This is a genomic window from Streptomyces avermitilis MA-4680 = NBRC 14893 (genome assembly GCF_000009765.2).
In the GTDB taxonomy this organism is placed as follows: domain Bacteria; phylum Actinomycetota; class Actinomycetes; order Streptomycetales; family Streptomycetaceae; genus Streptomyces; species Streptomyces avermitilis.
Window position 1 is genome coordinate 2,924,562 of sequence record NC_003155.5, and the last position, 15,128, is coordinate 2,939,689.

16 protein-coding genes are annotated in these 15,128 nt (G+C 70.4%); 5 read left to right on the plus strand and 11 right to left on the minus strand.

What is annotated here, in order from left to right; all coding sequences use genetic code 11:
* Positions 1-66 precede the first annotated feature (66 nt).
* The 4 genes from SAVERM_RS12515 to SAVERM_RS12530 all read right to left on the minus strand — a co-directional run bounded on the left by SAVERM_RS12515 (position 67) and on the right by SAVERM_RS12530 (position 3,329).
* Positions 67-1,281, minus strand: a complete 1,215-nt coding sequence (locus tag SAVERM_RS12515; RefSeq protein WP_010983835.1) for an alginate lyase family protein — start codon at positions 1,279-1,281, stop codon at positions 67-69.
* A 173-nt stretch (positions 1,282-1,454) separates the two neighbouring features.
* Complete coding sequence (locus SAVERM_RS12520) at positions 1,455-2,219, minus strand: DUF3710 domain-containing protein (RefSeq protein WP_010983836.1); 765 nt, start codon at positions 2,217-2,219, stop codon at positions 1,455-1,457.
* A gap of 1 nt (position 2,220) precedes the next feature.
* Positions 2,221-2,748 (minus strand): dUTP diphosphatase, encoded by a 528-nt coding sequence (gene dut, locus SAVERM_RS12525; RefSeq protein ID WP_010983837.1) that lies wholly within the window; start codon positions 2,746-2,748, stop codon positions 2,221-2,223.
* A complete protein-coding gene (locus SAVERM_RS12530) occupies positions 2,745-3,329 on the minus strand; it encodes a PaaI family thioesterase (protein ID WP_010983838.1) in 585 nt (194 codons plus the stop codon). The genes dut and SAVERM_RS12530 overlap by 4 nt, the downstream gene beginning before the upstream one ends.
* Positions 3,330-3,387: 58 nt before the next feature.
* Between SAVERM_RS12530 and SAVERM_RS12535 the strand changes: the two genes are divergently transcribed.
* Entirely contained in the window at positions 3,388-3,849 is a 462-nt protein-coding gene (locus SAVERM_RS12535) for a DUF3093 domain-containing protein (protein WP_010983839.1), read from the plus strand.
* A 126-nt stretch (positions 3,850-3,975) separates the two neighbouring features.
* Here the strand turns inward: SAVERM_RS12535 and SAVERM_RS12540 are convergent, their stop codons facing one another.
* From SAVERM_RS12540 to SAVERM_RS12555, 4 genes are all read right to left on the minus strand, one after another.
* Entirely contained in the window at positions 3,976-4,911 is a 936-nt protein-coding gene (locus SAVERM_RS12540) for a hypothetical protein (RefSeq protein ID WP_010983840.1), read from the minus strand.
* Positions 4,912-4,924: 13 nt separating this feature from the next.
* A complete protein-coding gene (locus SAVERM_RS12545; protein ID WP_005481602.1) occupies positions 4,925-5,221 on the minus strand; it encodes a DUF4193 domain-containing protein in 297 nt (98 codons plus the stop codon).
* Positions 5,222-5,617: 396 nt separating this feature from the next.
* Positions 5,618-6,865 (minus strand): sensor histidine kinase, encoded by a 1,248-nt coding sequence (locus SAVERM_RS12550; RefSeq protein ID WP_010983841.1) that lies wholly within the window; start codon positions 6,863-6,865, stop codon positions 5,618-5,620.
* 6 nt (positions 6,866-6,871) lie between these two features.
* A complete protein-coding gene (locus SAVERM_RS12555) occupies positions 6,872-7,525 on the minus strand; it encodes a response regulator transcription factor (protein ID WP_010983842.1) in 654 nt (217 codons plus the stop codon).
* Positions 7,526-7,975: 450 nt separating this feature from the next.
* On the opposite strand from SAVERM_RS12555, the gene SAVERM_RS43265 reads away from it, so the two are divergent.
* Positions 7,976-8,149 (plus strand): hypothetical protein, encoded by a 174-nt coding sequence (locus SAVERM_RS43265; RefSeq protein ID WP_167544193.1) that lies wholly within the window; start codon positions 7,976-7,978, stop codon positions 8,147-8,149.
* A 71-nt stretch (positions 8,150-8,220) separates the two neighbouring features.
* Here the strand turns inward: SAVERM_RS43265 and SAVERM_RS12560 are convergent, their stop codons facing one another.
* Positions 8,221-9,039, minus strand: a complete 819-nt coding sequence (locus tag SAVERM_RS12560) for an inositol monophosphatase family protein (RefSeq protein ID WP_010983843.1) — start codon at positions 9,037-9,039, stop codon at positions 8,221-8,223.
* Positions 9,040-9,047: 8 nt separating this feature from the next.
* On the minus strand, positions 9,048-10,175 hold the full coding sequence (locus SAVERM_RS12565; RefSeq protein WP_010983844.1) for a ferrochelatase: 1,128 nt from the start codon (positions 10,173-10,175) through the stop codon (positions 9,048-9,050).
* Between the two features lie 161 nt (positions 10,176-10,336).
* On the opposite strand from SAVERM_RS12565, the gene SAVERM_RS12570 reads away from it, so the two are divergent.
* Both SAVERM_RS12570 and SAVERM_RS12575 read left to right on the plus strand, forming a co-directional pair.
* Entirely contained in the window at positions 10,337-11,575 is a 1,239-nt protein-coding gene (locus tag SAVERM_RS12570; RefSeq protein WP_010983845.1) for an MFS transporter, read from the plus strand.
* Positions 11,535-12,854, plus strand: coding sequence for a D-arabinono-1,4-lactone oxidase (locus SAVERM_RS12575; protein ID WP_010983846.1), 1,320 nt, complete (start codon positions 11,535-11,537; stop codon positions 12,852-12,854). The genes SAVERM_RS12570 and SAVERM_RS12575 overlap by 41 nt, the downstream gene beginning before the upstream one ends.
* On the opposite strand, the gene SAVERM_RS12580 is transcribed toward SAVERM_RS12575, so the two are convergent.
* Entirely contained in the window at positions 12,778-13,569 is a 792-nt protein-coding gene (locus SAVERM_RS12580) for a hypothetical protein (protein WP_010983847.1), read from the minus strand. The two genes, SAVERM_RS12575 and SAVERM_RS12580, sit on opposite strands and share 77 nt — an antisense overlap.
* 472 nt (positions 13,570-14,041) lie before the next feature.
* On the opposite strand from SAVERM_RS12580, the gene sepH reads away from it, so the two are divergent.
* Positions 14,042-15,088: a septation protein SepH gene (gene sepH, locus SAVERM_RS12585; protein ID WP_010983848.1), complete on the plus strand. Its 1,047-nt coding sequence runs from the start codon at positions 14,042-14,044 to the stop codon at positions 15,086-15,088.
* Positions 15,089-15,128 lie beyond the last annotated feature (40 nt).

Consider the following 15,128-nt stretch of genomic DNA (forward strand, 5'->3'; position numbering starts at 1 on the left):
TCACGGCAAAAGGCAGGGTGAGCGCGGTCTGGAGCGTCCTTGACGGAACCCTGATACGCGGCGGGGTCAGCTCGGGTTGTCGCCGTGTGTGAGCGTCTCCCAGGCAACGAAGAGGTTGTTGCTGCCGGCCGGGCGGTTCTGCTCGGTCAGGTTCTGGGTGTTGGTCATGGCGATGCCCAGGCGGTTGTGCAGGGCGTTGTAGCCGACCTCGGTGATCGGCCCGAGCCCCCGGTTCAGGGAGCCCCCGCACAGCCAGCTCGGTGCCGCCTCGCCCAGCTGGTACTTGGCCTGGAAGCCGAGCGCCTGCCGCAGCCGCTCGCCGACGTCCGTGCCGTACAGGTCCGCGCCCTGGATACGGCTGGTCTCGGCGATGTGCGAGACGGCGGAGATGCCGTACCCGGTGTGCGTGAAGTCGCGGCAGGTCTCCTGGGTGAGCCCGGTGACGAAGGTGGACTGCCCCTGCCAGTAGCTGACGATCTTCGCGGTCGTGTCGAGATTCTGGCTCGGCACGGTCTTCGGCACAGCTCCGTCGGACGAGAGATAGATGTACGCGGCCGTACGCGTACGGAACTTCGCCATGGCCTTGTCGTACGACGTCTTGTCCTCCAGGAAGACGGAGATGCCGACGGCGGCCTCCATCATCGACAGCTCCCAGTTGCCGTTGGAGTTGGAGCCGTTGATGATCTCGGGGAGGTACACGTCGCGCAGCATGGTCGCGAAGCGGCCGGAGTTCGCCCAGGTGCCGGTGTACGTGTACTTGATGATCTCGGCCGCCTTGGGCCACGAGGAGCCGGCCCAGCCGGTCTGCAACGGCGCGTTGCTGTTGGTGTGGTCCTTGATCACCGCCGACCACGCGTCCATCAACTCGATGGCCTTCTTCGCGTACCGCTCGTCGCGGGTGATGTACCAGGCGAGGGCGTCGGTGTACGCGGCTATCGCGTCCTCACGCTCGTCCGTGCACCCGTAGTTGGGGTTGGAGTACGAGCCGCACTCGACGGTCGCGCGGGGCTTCGCGGTGCGCGTCAGCGAAGCGTACGTGCTCGCCATCATCTGGTCGTACGCGCCCTTCCAGGGCTGCGCACCGGCGTTGACCTTGGTGCGGGAGAAGTCCAGCTGACTCCTGGAGACGGTGACTCCGGGGTGCGCGAAGGTGGCCGGTGCCGCGTCGGCGCGATGGGCGGCGGGCCAGGCGAGGAGGCCGCCCACCAGAGCGGTGGCCAGGGCGGCGATGACGGCGGTGCGTGGTCTGCGACGGTGCACGCGAGAGGGCAGCTTGGGCATGTGGGGGCCATCCGTTCTCGTATGTGAACGATGAGCGCGTCTTTGAACAGGTGCACTGGCCGGAGACCATAGGTACAGACCAACTGGCCGTCAAGAGGCCGCACATGAGAACACCGGGGTACGAGAAAGGGCCGCACCCCCTTGAGGGGTACGGCCCGAAACGGCTCTCCGAACTAGCGGACCTCGGTGATCTCCGGTCCACGCTGCAACTGCCCCATGCCGCCGGAGAAGCGCGAACCGCTCTGCTCCTCCTGCTGGACACCCTCGGGGACCATCTGCGCGTCGTTCGGCAGCTTCAGGACGATCGGGTCGCGGGGCGCCATCGGACCCTCACCGCGGACCACGACCGTGTCCCGGAAGATCTGCTCCAGGAGACCGGCGGCCTGCGGCTGCACGGCACCCTGACCGGAAATGACCCCGCGCAGGAACCAGCGGGGGCCGTCCACACCCACGAACCGGACGACCTGGAAGCCGCCCGTACCGTCCGGCAGCTGTACCGGCACCTGCGCGCGCAGCTCCCAGCCCAGCGGGCCCTCGACCTCGTCGATGACACCGCCCTGCTGGGTGATGCCGCTGGCGATCTCCTCGCGGACCTCGCCCCAGATGCCCTCGCGCTTGGGGGCGGCGAAAGCCTGGAGCTGGACCGCGCTGTCCCGCAGCACGACGGTCGCCGCGACGATCGCGTCGCCCGCGACCTCGACCCGCAGCTCCATGCCCTCGACCCCGGGCACGAACAGACCGCCCAGGTCCACCCGGCCCTCGGCCGGGTCACGGACCTCGGAGCTGTCCCAGGGCCCGTCGGGCCGCGGCTCGGGCTCGAGCCGCGGCCGCTCGCGCTCGCCCTCGTCGTCCGCCTCAGCGTCGACGCCGTCGACGACCTGCTCGGCCTCGCCCGCCGCGTCCTCGGCGGCACTGCCCTTCTTGCGACGTCCGAACACGTCACTGTCCTTTCCGGTCGGATACGACCGAAGCGTATCGATTCCCACCCTGTTGCCCGTTCGTATCGGCGCCCACGGCGGCATGACCGCCGGTGGACCCGAAGCCCCCCTCGGCCCGCGCCGAATCGGGAAGCTCCGCCACCTCCTGGAAGCGGACCCTCTCGACCTGCTGGACGACCAGTTGGGCAATCCGGTCGAAGCGCTCGAACCGCACGGACTCGCGCGGGTCGAGATTCACCACGATCACCTTGATCTCCCCACGGTACCCGGCATCAACCGTCCCCGGGGCATTCACGAGGGCGACACCGCAGCGGGCGGCGAGGCCGGATCGCGGGTGCACGAAGGCCGCGTACCCCTCGGGCAGCGCGACAGACACCCCGGTGGGCAGCACGGCCCGTTCGCCGGGCTTCAGTTCGCAGCTCTCGGTGGTCCGCAGATCCGCTCCCGCGTCGCCCGGGTGCTCGTACGCCGGAAGCGGTACGTCGGGGTCGACTCGTCGGAGCAGCACGTTCAGGGGGGCACGGGTCATGGGTTCACCTCGAAGGCACGGGCACGCCGGAGCTGGTCCGGGTCGTTCATGGCCGCCCGGATCTCCTCCTGGCGGCCGTTGTCGGTGAAGTGGTCGACCTTGACCTCGACGAAAAGGGCGTCGGCGCGGACGGCCACGGGCCCCTCGGGGCCGCCGATCCGTCCGGTGGCGGTCGAGTAGATCTTGCGCCCGGCCACCGCCGTCACCTCCGCCTCCAGGTACAGCACGGTGCCGACGGGCACGGGCCGTACGAAGTCGGTCTCGAGCCGGCCGGTCACGGCGATGGTGCGCAGCAGCCAGTTCAGCGAGCCGAGGGTCTCGTCGAGAGCGGTCGCGAGCACCCCGCCGTGGGCCAGACCGGGCGCACCCTGATGGGCGGGCTGCACGGTGAACTCGGCGGTGATCGAAACGCCCTGACCCGCCCGTGCCGCCAGGTGCAGCCCGTGGGACTGCTCCTCCCCGCACCCGAAGCAGTGTCCGTAGTGCGCGCCGAGGAGTTCGCCGGGGGCGGGCGCATCGGGGTGCCGCACCGGCGTCGTGGCGTCGGCGGGGGGCTTCAGAGCTGCGGAAGTACCACTCACAGGCGCAGACCTTACCCGCGCGTCGGCACCGGGCGGACACCGTGCCAAGCTTGGATCCATGCAGCTTTCCGCGCCGCCGTACGAAGAACGCCTCACCGCCCCCCGCACCTGGTGGCTCATGTGCTTCCTGGTCGGCGTCTCGATGGCCCTGATCCTGCTCCCCTTCGGCACACTCCCGCTGCTGGGCGGCCTGGTGGGCGGCACGGCGGTCGCGGCGGTCGTGGCCAGCTCGTACGGGTCGATCCGCATCCGCGTGGTCGGCGACTCCCTCATCGCGGGCGAGGCGAAGATCCCCGTGGCGGCCCTGGGTGAGGCGGAGATCATGGACCAGGAGGAGGCGCGCGCCTGGCGCACGTACAAGGCGAACCCGCGCGCCTTCATGCTGCTGCGCTCCTACATCCCCACGGCCCTGCGGGTAGAGGTCACGGATCCCCAGGACCCGACCCCGTACCTGTATCTGTCGACGCGCGAACCGGAACGCCTGGCGGCGGCGCTGAAGGCAGCCCGCACGGAGGCGTAGCCCGCGGTCCCACCGGAGACACCGCCGGCCTCTGCGCGGCGGCGCACATCGTCGCGCGCCCGTTCACGGGCGTCCGCAATCCGGCGGCGGTGCCTGCCGGACCGGGCCGGTCGCGGGTGCCGCCCGTCAGGGCCCCAGCTCCTTGGGGATCTCCCCCAGCCGCAGCGGATCGGCCGGCTTCTCCAGCGGTGGCAGCTCCGGCAGCGCGTCCCATGGCACCTGCATCTTCCGCAGGTCCTTGCGGATACGCCCCGCAAGCCGCTTGGTGTCCCGGCGGTTCATGACCGCCCCGACCGCGGCGCCCACCATGAACGGCATCAGGTTCGGCAGATCCCGCACCGTCCGCTTCATGACCTGCTGGCGCAGTTCGCGCCTCATCTGGCCCCCGAGGGCCACATTGATCGTCGACGGCTTCGTCACGTCGATCCCGCGCTCCCCCGACCAGGAGTGCAGATACGCGGTGCTGCGCTGCGTCAGCGTGCCCGGCGGCCGCAGCCCGTACACCTCGTGCAGCTCGGCGATCAGCTTCAGCTCGATCGCGGCGACGCCGGTGATCTCGGCGGCCAGCTCGGTCGGCATCGCCGGCGGCACCGGCAGCATGGCGGCGGCTCCGATCCCCGCGCCCACCGTGGACGTGGCGTTGGCCGCGCCCGTCACAAGTTTGTCCGCGAGCTCCTCGGGTCCCAGGCCCGGGAACTGCCTGCGCAGGGTCGCGAGGTCGCGTACGGGGATACGCGGGGCGTTCTCGATGATCCGGTCCACGACGTACGCCAGGCCCGCCCTGGCCCGGCTGCCGCCCTTGCGGACACCTTCCCGGACCCCGTCACGTACGACGGCCGCCCGGCGTCTGGCGACGGGCGGAGGAGGATCCGGATCCACGGGCGCCGGAAGCCCCGAAGGGGCCGCGGCGTCCACAGTGGCGGCCGACGGTTCGAGCGAGGCTGATCCAGGCTCGGAAGAGCCCCGCTCGTCGTCACGCGCGCCGTGAGAGCCGTCGTGCGGCTCTTCGTCCGCTCCCCGGCGGGGGAAGCGGCGCTTCCAGGGAGGGGTCGAGCCAGTCACGGCCGACCCGCCCTCAGTCGCAGTCGCGGCAGATCGGCTGACCGTTCTTCTCGCGGGCCAGCTGGCTGCGGTGGTGCACCAGGAAGCAGCTCATGCAGGTGAACTCGTCCTGCTGCTTGGGCAGCACCCGGACGGCCAACTCCTCGTTCGAGAGGTCCGCTCCGGGAAGCTCCAGGCCTTCGGCGGCCTCGAACTCGTCTACGTCGACCGCCGAAGTCGACTTGTCGTTCCGCCTGGCCTTGAGCTCCTCAAGACTGTCGGAATCGACGTCGTCGTCGGTCTTGCGTGGGGTGTCGTAATCCGTTGCCATTGTCGCTCTCCCCCTCTGGGTGTCTGCGTGTGTCTTCAGCGCACGTAACGCGTGAGAGGCCGGACTTGTGCCCGCCTCGAGGCGGAGATTTTGCCTCACATCAAGGTCTGTTACTCAATCGACACCCAAGCGGACCCCTCAAGAGTGATCGGCTTGGATGGCGATGGGGACCGTACACGGTCTTCATGCCGCTCTACAAAGGCGTCTCACCGTGTACTTCCCGTGATCTGGACCCCCGAAAACCCGGATTTTCCCGGCTTTCCGGCCGTCCGCATGATCACGGAGAGTAGATGGCCGGAAAGTCGCTCTTGTGATCGATCACACACGAGCCGCCTGAATCGACGGCCCGAAAATTCCGCGCAAAGCGAACATCGGCCGCGTGTCGGCGCCATGCTCTCAGATCGGCAGGGTGACGCGCATCACGAGCCCGCCTCCTTCACGGGGCTGGGCGGCGATGTGGCCCCCGTGGGCGCGGGCCACGGACCGGGCGATGGACAGACCGAGCCCCACCCCCTTGTCGCTGCCCGTGCGCTCCGTACGCAGCCGCCTGAAGGGCTCGAAGAGGTTGTCGATCTCGTACGCGGGAACCACGGGACCCGTGTTCGAGACCACCAGCACCGCGTGCCCGTGCTGGACCTCGGTGGTCACCTCGACCCAGCCGTCCTCGGGCACGTTGTACCGCACGGCGTTCTGCACCAGGTTCAGGGCGATCCGCTCCAGCAGGACGCCATTGCCCTGGACGACCGCGGAGGCCCGCTCGCCGCGGAACTCCACGCCCTTGGCGTCCGCCTCGGACCGCGCCTGGTCGATGGCCTGCGAGGCGACCTCGGCGAGGTCGACCGGCTTGCGCTCCACGATCTGGTTGTCACTGCGGGCGAGCAGCAGCAGCCCCTCGACGAGCTGCTCGCTGCGCTCGTTGGTGGCGAGCAGGGTCTTGCCGAGCTGCTGGAGCTCCATCGGGGCGCCCGGGTCGGACAGGTGCACTTCGAGGAGCGTGCGGTTGATCGCGAGCGGGGTACGCAGCTCGTGCGAGGCGTTGCCGACGAACCGCTGCTGGGCCGTGAAGGCCCGCTGGAGCCGCTCCAGCATGTCGTCGAAGGTGTCCGCCAGCTCCTTCAGCTCGTCGTCGGGACCGTCCAGCTCGATCCGCCGGGACAGGTCCGAGCCGGCCACCGCGCGGGCGGTGCGGGTGATCCGCCCGAGCGGCGACAGGACGCGGCCCGCCATCGCGTATCCGAAGGCGAAGGCGATCACGGCGAGGCCGAGCAGCGCGAGCAGTGAGCGGCTCAGCAGGTTGTCCAGGGCGACCTGGCGCTGGTGGTCGGTGCACGCGCTGATCGCGTCGTTGAACGCCGTCAGCGGAATGTTGTTCGTGCTGACGCCCGGGCAGTCGTCGCTGGCGACCTTGATGCCGTTGCCGTCGAGGATCTTGAACAGCGGTTCGCTGCCCGTCCGCAGCGCCTGCGCGGCCAGCAGATAGATGATCGACAGCAGCAGGATGCCGGCGATCAGGAACATGCCGCCGTACAGCAGGGTGAGCCGTATGCGGATGGTGGGCCGCAGCCAGGGGAACGGCGCCTCCTGCCGCCTGGGGTCCCAGGTCGGCTTCGGGGGTGCGGCGGGCGGTGCGGGTGTCGTCGCCACGGCCGCTCAGATCCGGTAGCCGGAGCCGGGCACGGTGACGATGACAGGCGGCTCGCCGAGCTTGCGGCGCAGCGTCATGACCGTCACCCGTACGACGTTGGTGAAGGGGTCCGTGTTCTCGTCCCAGGCCTTCTCCAGGAGCTGCTCGGCGGAGACCACGGCGCCCTCGCTGCGCAGCAGCACCTCCAGAACGGCGAACTCCTTCGGCGCGAGCTGCACCTCCTTGCCGTCGCGGAAGACCTCGCGGCGGTTGGGGTCGAGCTTGATGCCGGCGCGCTCCAGGACGGGCGGCAGCGGCACACTCGTCCGCCGGCCGAGAGCACGCACGCGTGCCGTCAGCTCGCTGAACGCGAACGGCTTGGGCAGATAGTCGTCGGCGCCGATCTCCAGACCCTCGACGCGGTCGCTGACGTCGCCGGACGCGGTGAGCATCAGCACGCGCGTGGGCATGCCGAGCTCGACGATCTTGCGGCAGACGTCGTCGCCGTGCACGAGCGGGAGGTCGCGGTCGAGGACGACCACGTCGTAGTCGTTGACGCCGATGCGCTCCAGGGCGGCCGCACCGTCGTACACGACGTCGACGGCCATGGCCTCCCGGCGCAGTCCGGTGGCCACCGCATCGGCGAGCAGCTGCTCGTCCTCGACGACGAGTACGCGCACGTCGCTGTCCTTCCTCTGTCCACCCGCGTAGCGCCTCCTGGGCGCACGCGGGCGGGGTCTGATGGGGGTCCCCCCGCTCGAGCGCAGCCGAGAGGGGGGAGGGTGAGGCCTCCATCCTGCCCGTTTCGGCCATAAACCGGCTGTAAGGCGGGTTGGCGGAGCAGGGACGACGGTCCGCGGGGCCGGGAATGCGAGATTTTCTCTTCGGGTTTGAGGTTTCCGCGGAAGAGAGTGGGGGGAGGACGGCTTTACATCCCGCGATCACGCTCTGCATGTGGCACGCCACCATGTGGTGGGCCACTGGCCGCTTTCCGCGGAGCGGGCGTGGGTGTCCGGCACCGTCGCCGCCCAGCACGGGCTGCGCTGGGCACCTACTGGAGACGTGATCGCCCCTTCCGAACGGCACACCCCCGTGCCACCGACCCACGACCCAGGACGAGGGGGCGCAGCATGGACGCATTCACCACAGGAATTCTGCAGCGCATAAGGGCTACCGAGTCCGACCTGACGCGGGCTCGCGAGACAGGCGACGACTTCCTCGCGGAGGTCGAGCAGGCAGAGCTCGACGACCTGCGCCGCCTCGCCGCCGAGCACGGTGTGGAGGTCGGCGCGACACGCGTCTGATCAGCTTGTGCAGGAGCGGGGCCCCGGCAGATCCAGGCCGGGGCCCCGCTTCGTGCCGCGGACGGCGGCACTCAGTCGTGCCAGGCCCCGAGGTCCTCCAGGCGGGTCTGGAGCGCCTCGAAGAGGCCGGGCGGGGCGGCGATCGTCAGGTCGGTCGAGAGGGGCTCTCCGGGGCGTCCACCGGTCAGCGCGCCCGCTTCCCGCGCGATGAGGTCGCCCGCCGCGTAGTCCCAGGGGTTCAGTCCGCGCTCGTAGTACGCGTCCAGGCGGCCGGCCGCCACGTCGCACAGGTCGATCGCGGCCGAGCCGCCGCGGCGGATGTCCCGGACCTCGGGGACGAGCTGCCGGACGACCTCGGCCTGCCGGGCCCGGCGCTCGGCGAGATAGCCGAAGCCCGTACCGACGAGGGCCAGTCCGAAGGCGGGCGCGGGCCGCACGCGCGCGGGGAGGTCGTTGACGAAAGCGCCCTGCCCCAGGACGGCGCTGTAGGTCTCGCCGCGCATCGGCGCGTGCACCACGCCGACGAGCGTCTCGCCGTCCTTGCGCGCGGCGATGGAGACGGCCCAGCTGGGCAGGCCGTACAGATAGTTGACGGTTCCGTCGATGGGGTCGATGACCCACTGGACACCGCTCGTCCCCTCGACGTCGGCGCCCTCCTCGCCGAGCACGCCGTCGTCGGGCCTGCGGTCGGCCAGCAGGCCGGTGATCAGCTTCTCGGAGGCGATGTCCATCTCGGTGACGACGTCGACGGCGCTGGACTTGGTCGCGGCCACCCCGAGGTCGTCGGGGCGGCCGTCGCGCAGGAAGGCTCCCGCGCGGGCCGCGGCGTCGAGCGCGATCTCCAGGAGTTCGGCCTTGAGGTGGTCCAGGTGCTCGGACTGGTCGGTCACGGTGCTCCTCACGCGTACGGGCTGTCGGCGCCCGCGGCGGCGGGCTTGGGGGCGCGGGCGGGGCAGCAGCCCACCGGACACAGCTGGTGGCTCGGGCCCAGCGCGCCTAGGGCGCACGGGGTCACCTTCTGTCCGCTCTCGACGGCGGCACGCTCCACGACCAGCTCGCGGACCGCGGCGGCGAACCGCGCGTCGGCGCCCACGGTGGCCGAACGGCGCACCGGCAGCCCCAGCTCCTCGGCCTTCGCCTTCGCCTCCGTGTCGAGGTCGTACAGGACCTCCATGTGGTCGGAGACGAATCCGATCGGCGCCATCACCACGGCCGGCACCCCGGCGCCGTGCAGCTCCTGGAGGTGGTCGCAGATGTCCGGCTCCAGCCAGGGGATGTGCGGGGCCCCGGAGCGGGACTGGTAGACCAGCTGCCAGGGATGGTCGATCCCGGTCTCCTCCCGCACGGCGTCCGCGATCAGCCGCGCGACGTCCAGGTGCTGCTTCACATACGCCCCGCCGTCCCCGTGCTCCTCGACGGGTCCGGAGGTGTCCGCGGCGGCGGTGGGGATGGAGTGCGTGGTGAAGGCGATGTGCGCGCCCGGGCGCACGTCCTCGGGCAGCTCGGCGAGGGACCTCAGCACGCCCTCGGTCATCGGTTCCACGAAGCCGGGGTGGTTGAAGTAGTGCCGCAGCTTGTCGACCCTCGGCACCTCCAGACCCTCGGCCTCCAGGGTGGCCAGGGCGCCCGCGAGGTTCTCGCGGTACTGCCGGCAGCCCGAGTACGAGGCGTACGCGCTGGTGGCCAGGACCAGGATGCGACGGCGGCCGTCGGCTGCCATCTCGCGCAGGGTGTCGGTCAGGTAGGGCGCCCAGTTGCGGTTGCCCCAGTACACGGGCAGGTTCAGACCGTGCTCGGCGAAATCCTTGCGGAGGGCGTCGAGGAGAGCGCGGTTCTGGTCGTTGATGGGGCTGATTCCGCCGAACAGGAAGTAGTGCTGCCCCACCTCCTTGAGCCGTTCCCTGGGGATGCCGCGTCCCCGCGTCACGTTCTCCAGGAACGGGACCACGTCGTCCGGGCCCTCCGGACCTCCGAACGAGAGGAGCAGCAGGGCGTCGTAAGGGCTGGCATCGAGTGCTTCGGGCATGTCTACGATCCTGCCACCCGCCGCCGACAACGATCTCGTCACCCGCCCGACGGGCCGTGGCCTCCGCCGGGACGTGCGGGTTCCTGGGTGCATTAGGGTTACCTAACTCGTAAGCTGTATCGACCAGCTTCGCGCCTTACCGGACTCACCGGAGACCCCTCGTGCCAAGCCCCTACCGCGCCCTGTTCGCCGCCCCAGGCTCCAAGGGCTTCTCCGCCGCGGGCTTCCTCGGCCGGATGCCGCTGTCCATGATGGGCATCGGCGTGGTGACGATGATCTCCCAGCTCACGGGGCGGTACGGGCTCGCCGGCGCGCTGTCGGCCACCATCGCGCTGTCCGCCGCGGCGCTCGGTCCGCAGATCTCCCGGCTGGTGGACCGGCACGGGCAGCGGCGTGTGCTGCGCCCGGCGACGCTCTTCGCGCTGACCGCGGCCGCCGCGCTGCTGCTGGCCGCGCACTACGACTGGCCGGACTGGGTGCTGTTCGTCTGCTCCGCCGGCATCGGCTGCGTACCGAGCCTCGGCGCGATGACCCGGGCCCGCTGGGCGAACCTGTACCGGGACACCCCGCAGCTGCACACGGCGTACGCGTTCGAGTCCGTCGTGGACGAGGTGTGCTTCATCTTCGGCCCGATCATCTCGATCGGCGTCTCCACGGTCTGGTTCCCCGAGGCGGGTCCCCTGCTCGCGGCCGTCTTCCTGGCCCTCGGTGTCTTCTGGCTGACCGCTCAGCGGGCCACCGAACCCGAGCCGCATCCGCACGAGCAGCACAGCGGCGGCTCGGCACTGCGCGCGGCCGGACTACAGGTCCTGGTGGCCACGTTCGTGGCGACCGGAGCGATCTTCGGGGCCGTCGACGTGGTCACCGTGGCCTTCGCCGAGGAGCAGGGCCACAAGGCGGCCGCGAGCGTCGTACTGGCGCTGTACGCGGCGGGTTCCTGCGTCGCGGGAGTCGTCTTCGGGCTGCTGCGCTTCACGGGGGCGGCCGAACGCCGGTGGCTGCTGGGCATATGCGCGATGGCCGTGAGTATGATCCCCCTCCTACTGGTCGGAAACTTGCCGTTCCTGGCCGTGGCGCTGTTCGTTGCGGGCCTGTCCATCGCACCCACGATGATCACGACGATGTCCCTCATCGAACAGCACGTACCACGCGCGAAACTGACCGAGGGAATGACCTGGGTGAGCACCGGGCTCGCGGTCGGCATCGCGCTCGGCTCCTCCGTTTCCGGCTGGGTGATCGACGCCGCCGGTGCGCGTGCCGGGTACGGGGTTCCGGCGGTGTCCGGGGCCGTCGCGGTCGCGGTCGGTTTCCTCGGGTATCGCCGGCTGAGCAGGCCGGCTCCGCAGCGGGGAGGGTCCCATGAGCACCACAGTGAGCGGGAAGAGCGGCACGTGGCGTAACTGGGCGGGGAACGTCACCGCCCGGCCGGTACGGGAGGTCACTCCCGCTTCCGTCGAGGAACTCTCCGCCGCCGTACGGAAGGCGGCCGACGAGGGCCTGCGGGTGAAGGCCGTCGGAACCGGACACTCCTTCACGGCCGCCGCCGCGACCGACGGTGTATTGATCCGCCCTCAACTGCTGACGGGGATCCGCGGCATCGACCGCGAGGCCGGCACGGTCACCGTGGAGGCCGGCACCCCGCTCAAGAGACTCAACGTGGCTCTCGCGCGCGAGGGTCTCTCGCTCACGAACATGGGCGACATCATGGAGCAGACGGTCTCCGGCGCGACCAGCACCGGAACTCATGGCACGGGCCGTGACTCGGCCTCGATCGCCGCCCAGATCAAGGGCCTTGAGCTGGTCACTGCCGACGGCTCGGTGCTGACCTGCTCCGAGAAGGAGAATCCGGAGGTCTTCGCGGCGGCCCGCATCGGGATCGGCGCCCTGGGAGTGGTCACCGCGATCACGTTCTCCGTAGAGCCCGTTTTTCTGCTCACGGCCCGCGAGGAGCCGATGAGTTTCGACAAGGTCACCGCCGACTTCGACGAACTCTTCGCCGAGAACGAGCACTTCGAGTTCTACTGGTTCCCGCACACCGGCAACTGCAACACCAAGCGCAACAACCGCAGCGCGGGACCGGAGAGGCCGGTCGGACAGCTCAGCGGCTGGATCGAGGACGAGTTCCTCTCCAACGGCGTCTTCCAGGTGGCCAATCTGCTCGGCCGAGCCGTGCCCGCGACCATACCCACCCTCGCCAGGGTCTCCAGCCGGGCCCTGTCCGCCCGCACGTACACCGACATCCCCTACAAGGTGTTCACCTCTCCGCGCCGGGTGCGCTTCGTGGAGATGGAGTACGCGGTTCCCCGCGAGGCCCTCGTGGAGACGCTGCGCGAACTGAAGTCGATGGTCGACCGCTCCCCCTTGCGGGTGAGTTTCCCCGTCGAGGTGCGCACGGCCCCGGCCGACGACATCACGCTCTCCACCGCGTCCGGCCGGGACAGCGCGTACATCGCCGTCCACATGTTCCGGGGCACGCCGTACCAGGCGTACTTCACCGCCGCAGAGCGGATCTTCACCGCGCACGAGGGGCGGCCGCACTGGGGCAAGGTGCACACGCGCGACGCGGAGTACTTCAGCGGGGTCTACCCGCGCTTCGGCGAGTTCACGGCGCTGCGGGACCGGCTTGACCCGGAACGGCGCTTCGGGAACGACTACTTGCGTCGGGTGCTGGGGTCGTAGCCGAGACGCTGGGCGTCGGGGTCGCACTGGGCAGGCTGCCGTCGGAGCCGGCGTCCGGGCTCTTCGTGGCACTGGGCGTCGGCGTCGGGTCCTGTGTCGTACCGCCCTCGCCGCTCTCCGAGGAGGCGTCGTCCGACGGCGCAGGGCGGACGCTGGACGGCGTCCGTGAGGGGGACGGCGAATTGTCCGTCGTCGGCGGCGTCTTGGTGCGGCCGGCCAGCGCGCCCCCGACCGTGGTGCTGACCCCGCCGCTGAAGCTGTCGCCGGAGACCAACTCGTAGGTGGTGATCCCGGCCATCGTGACGCCGAACACGAGGGTGGCGGCGACCACCGGTCGCTTCCAGCTCTTGACCCGCGCCCGGTAGACCGTGCCGTCCGTGAACTCACCCGAAGCCGCGGCCGCCACCGGCCGGACCGGCTCACCGGGCCGGCGGCCGGCCGACACGCGCGGCTTGGGCTGCACGGTGACCTCGCGCAGCTGCTCACCGGTGCGACTGAAGAAGTGCTGGAAGACCGTGCCGCCGCAGGTGGCGACGACGCTGATCAGGCCGGCGCCCAGGATGGTCCCGTAGACGCCGAAGCAGGAGGCGAGTTTGGCGGCCACCACCGCGGCCACGGCACTGCCCGCGACCTGAGGGACGCTCAGGTCCAGCCTCTTCCTCCCGGGCTCCTCCTCGCTATCCGGCCTCGCACCGACTTCCGGCTTCTCACGCATACCCGGAGCTTGCCTGCCTTTCCCGTACTTGATCGACCCACTGCACTAGAGGGGGACGTATGGGCGAAACCATTGGTTCCGCTTCTGCCGGATACGTGAACTACGCCACGTTTGAGGGGCACGAAAACGGCACACCGGGCAGTCAACTCCCACCCTCCACCAGAAGTTGAGCGGCGTGCCGATCCACGTAAGTGGCCCGAATGGAGTACTGTTGCGAGCCCTGGGTCCGGTCTCCCGCCAGGGTGTCCGGGGCCTTCCAGGACCGCCGGGAGGGGGCTAGTTGCACAGGGTGATGGAGTTCGTCACTTAGCGTTGCGAACAGGTAACCGTGCCATAACGGCGATCCAGGGCCCGTGCCCGACACGCCGGGCAACTCGGCAAGGTTGTGGCAGGCTGCACCCGGGCAGGCCACACTCGACTAGCGGAAGCAGCGACGCACGTGACGTCGGCAGGCACCACCCGGGAGGTCCCCATGCCCGAACTGCGTGTCGTGGCCGTCTCCAATGACGGCACACGGCTGGTGCTGAAGGCTGCGGACAGCACGGAGTACACGCTTCCGATTGACGAACGGCTCCGCGCCGCCGTGCGCGGCGACCGTCCCCGCCTCGGCCAGATCGAGATCGAGGTGGAGAGCCATCTCCGCCCCCGAGACATCCAGGCGCGGATACGTGCCGGCGCGTCCGCCGAAGAGGTGGCCCAGCTCGCCGGCATCCCGGTCGATCGCGTACGCCGCTTCGAGGGGCCCGTGCTGGCCGAGCGCGCCTTCATGGCCGAGCGGGCCCGCAAGACCCCCGTCCGCCGGCCCGGCGAGAACGCCGGTCCCCAGCTCGGTGAGGCCGTCCAGGAGCGACTGCTGCTGCGCGGCGCCGACAAGGACACCGTCCAGTGGGACTCCTGGCGCCGCGACGACGGCACCTGGGAAGTGCTGCTGGTCTACCTGGTCGCGGGTGAGCCGCACTCGGCGAGCTGGACGTACGACCCGCCGCGGCGGCTCGTCCAGGCCGTCGACGACGAGGCGCGCTCGCTGATCGGCGAGTCCGACGACCTCGCGGCGCCCGAGCCCAGCTTCCCGTTCGTGCCGCGGATCGCACGCCTGCCGCGCGACCGCCCGCTGGACCGCGCCCTGGACCGCCAGACGGAACGTCCCGCCCTGCCGTCGCAGGCACCCGAGCCCGCGGAGGAGAGCACGGCTGAGCGCGACTCGCTCACCAGCCTCCTGGAGGCGGTTCCCAGCTTCCGCGGGGACATGGTGGTGCCCGAGCGGCCCGCGGAAATTCCCGCAGGACAGGACGAGCCCGCCCCCGAGCCGGAGGCGGAGGAGCCCCCGGCGGCATCGGCTTCGGCCGGTTCCGCGTACGCGGACGTGCTCATGCCCCGCTCGGTCGGCAGCCACCGCGACCGACTGGTCGGCGCGACCGACCGCCAGGCCGAGGCGGACGGCGTCCGTCCGGGCCGCAGAGCGGCCGTGCCGAGCTGGGACGAGATCGTGTTCGGGACACGACGCAAGAAGCAGGAATAGCCGGCCGAGCCGGAGCGACCGGTCGAGTCATCGACAGTAC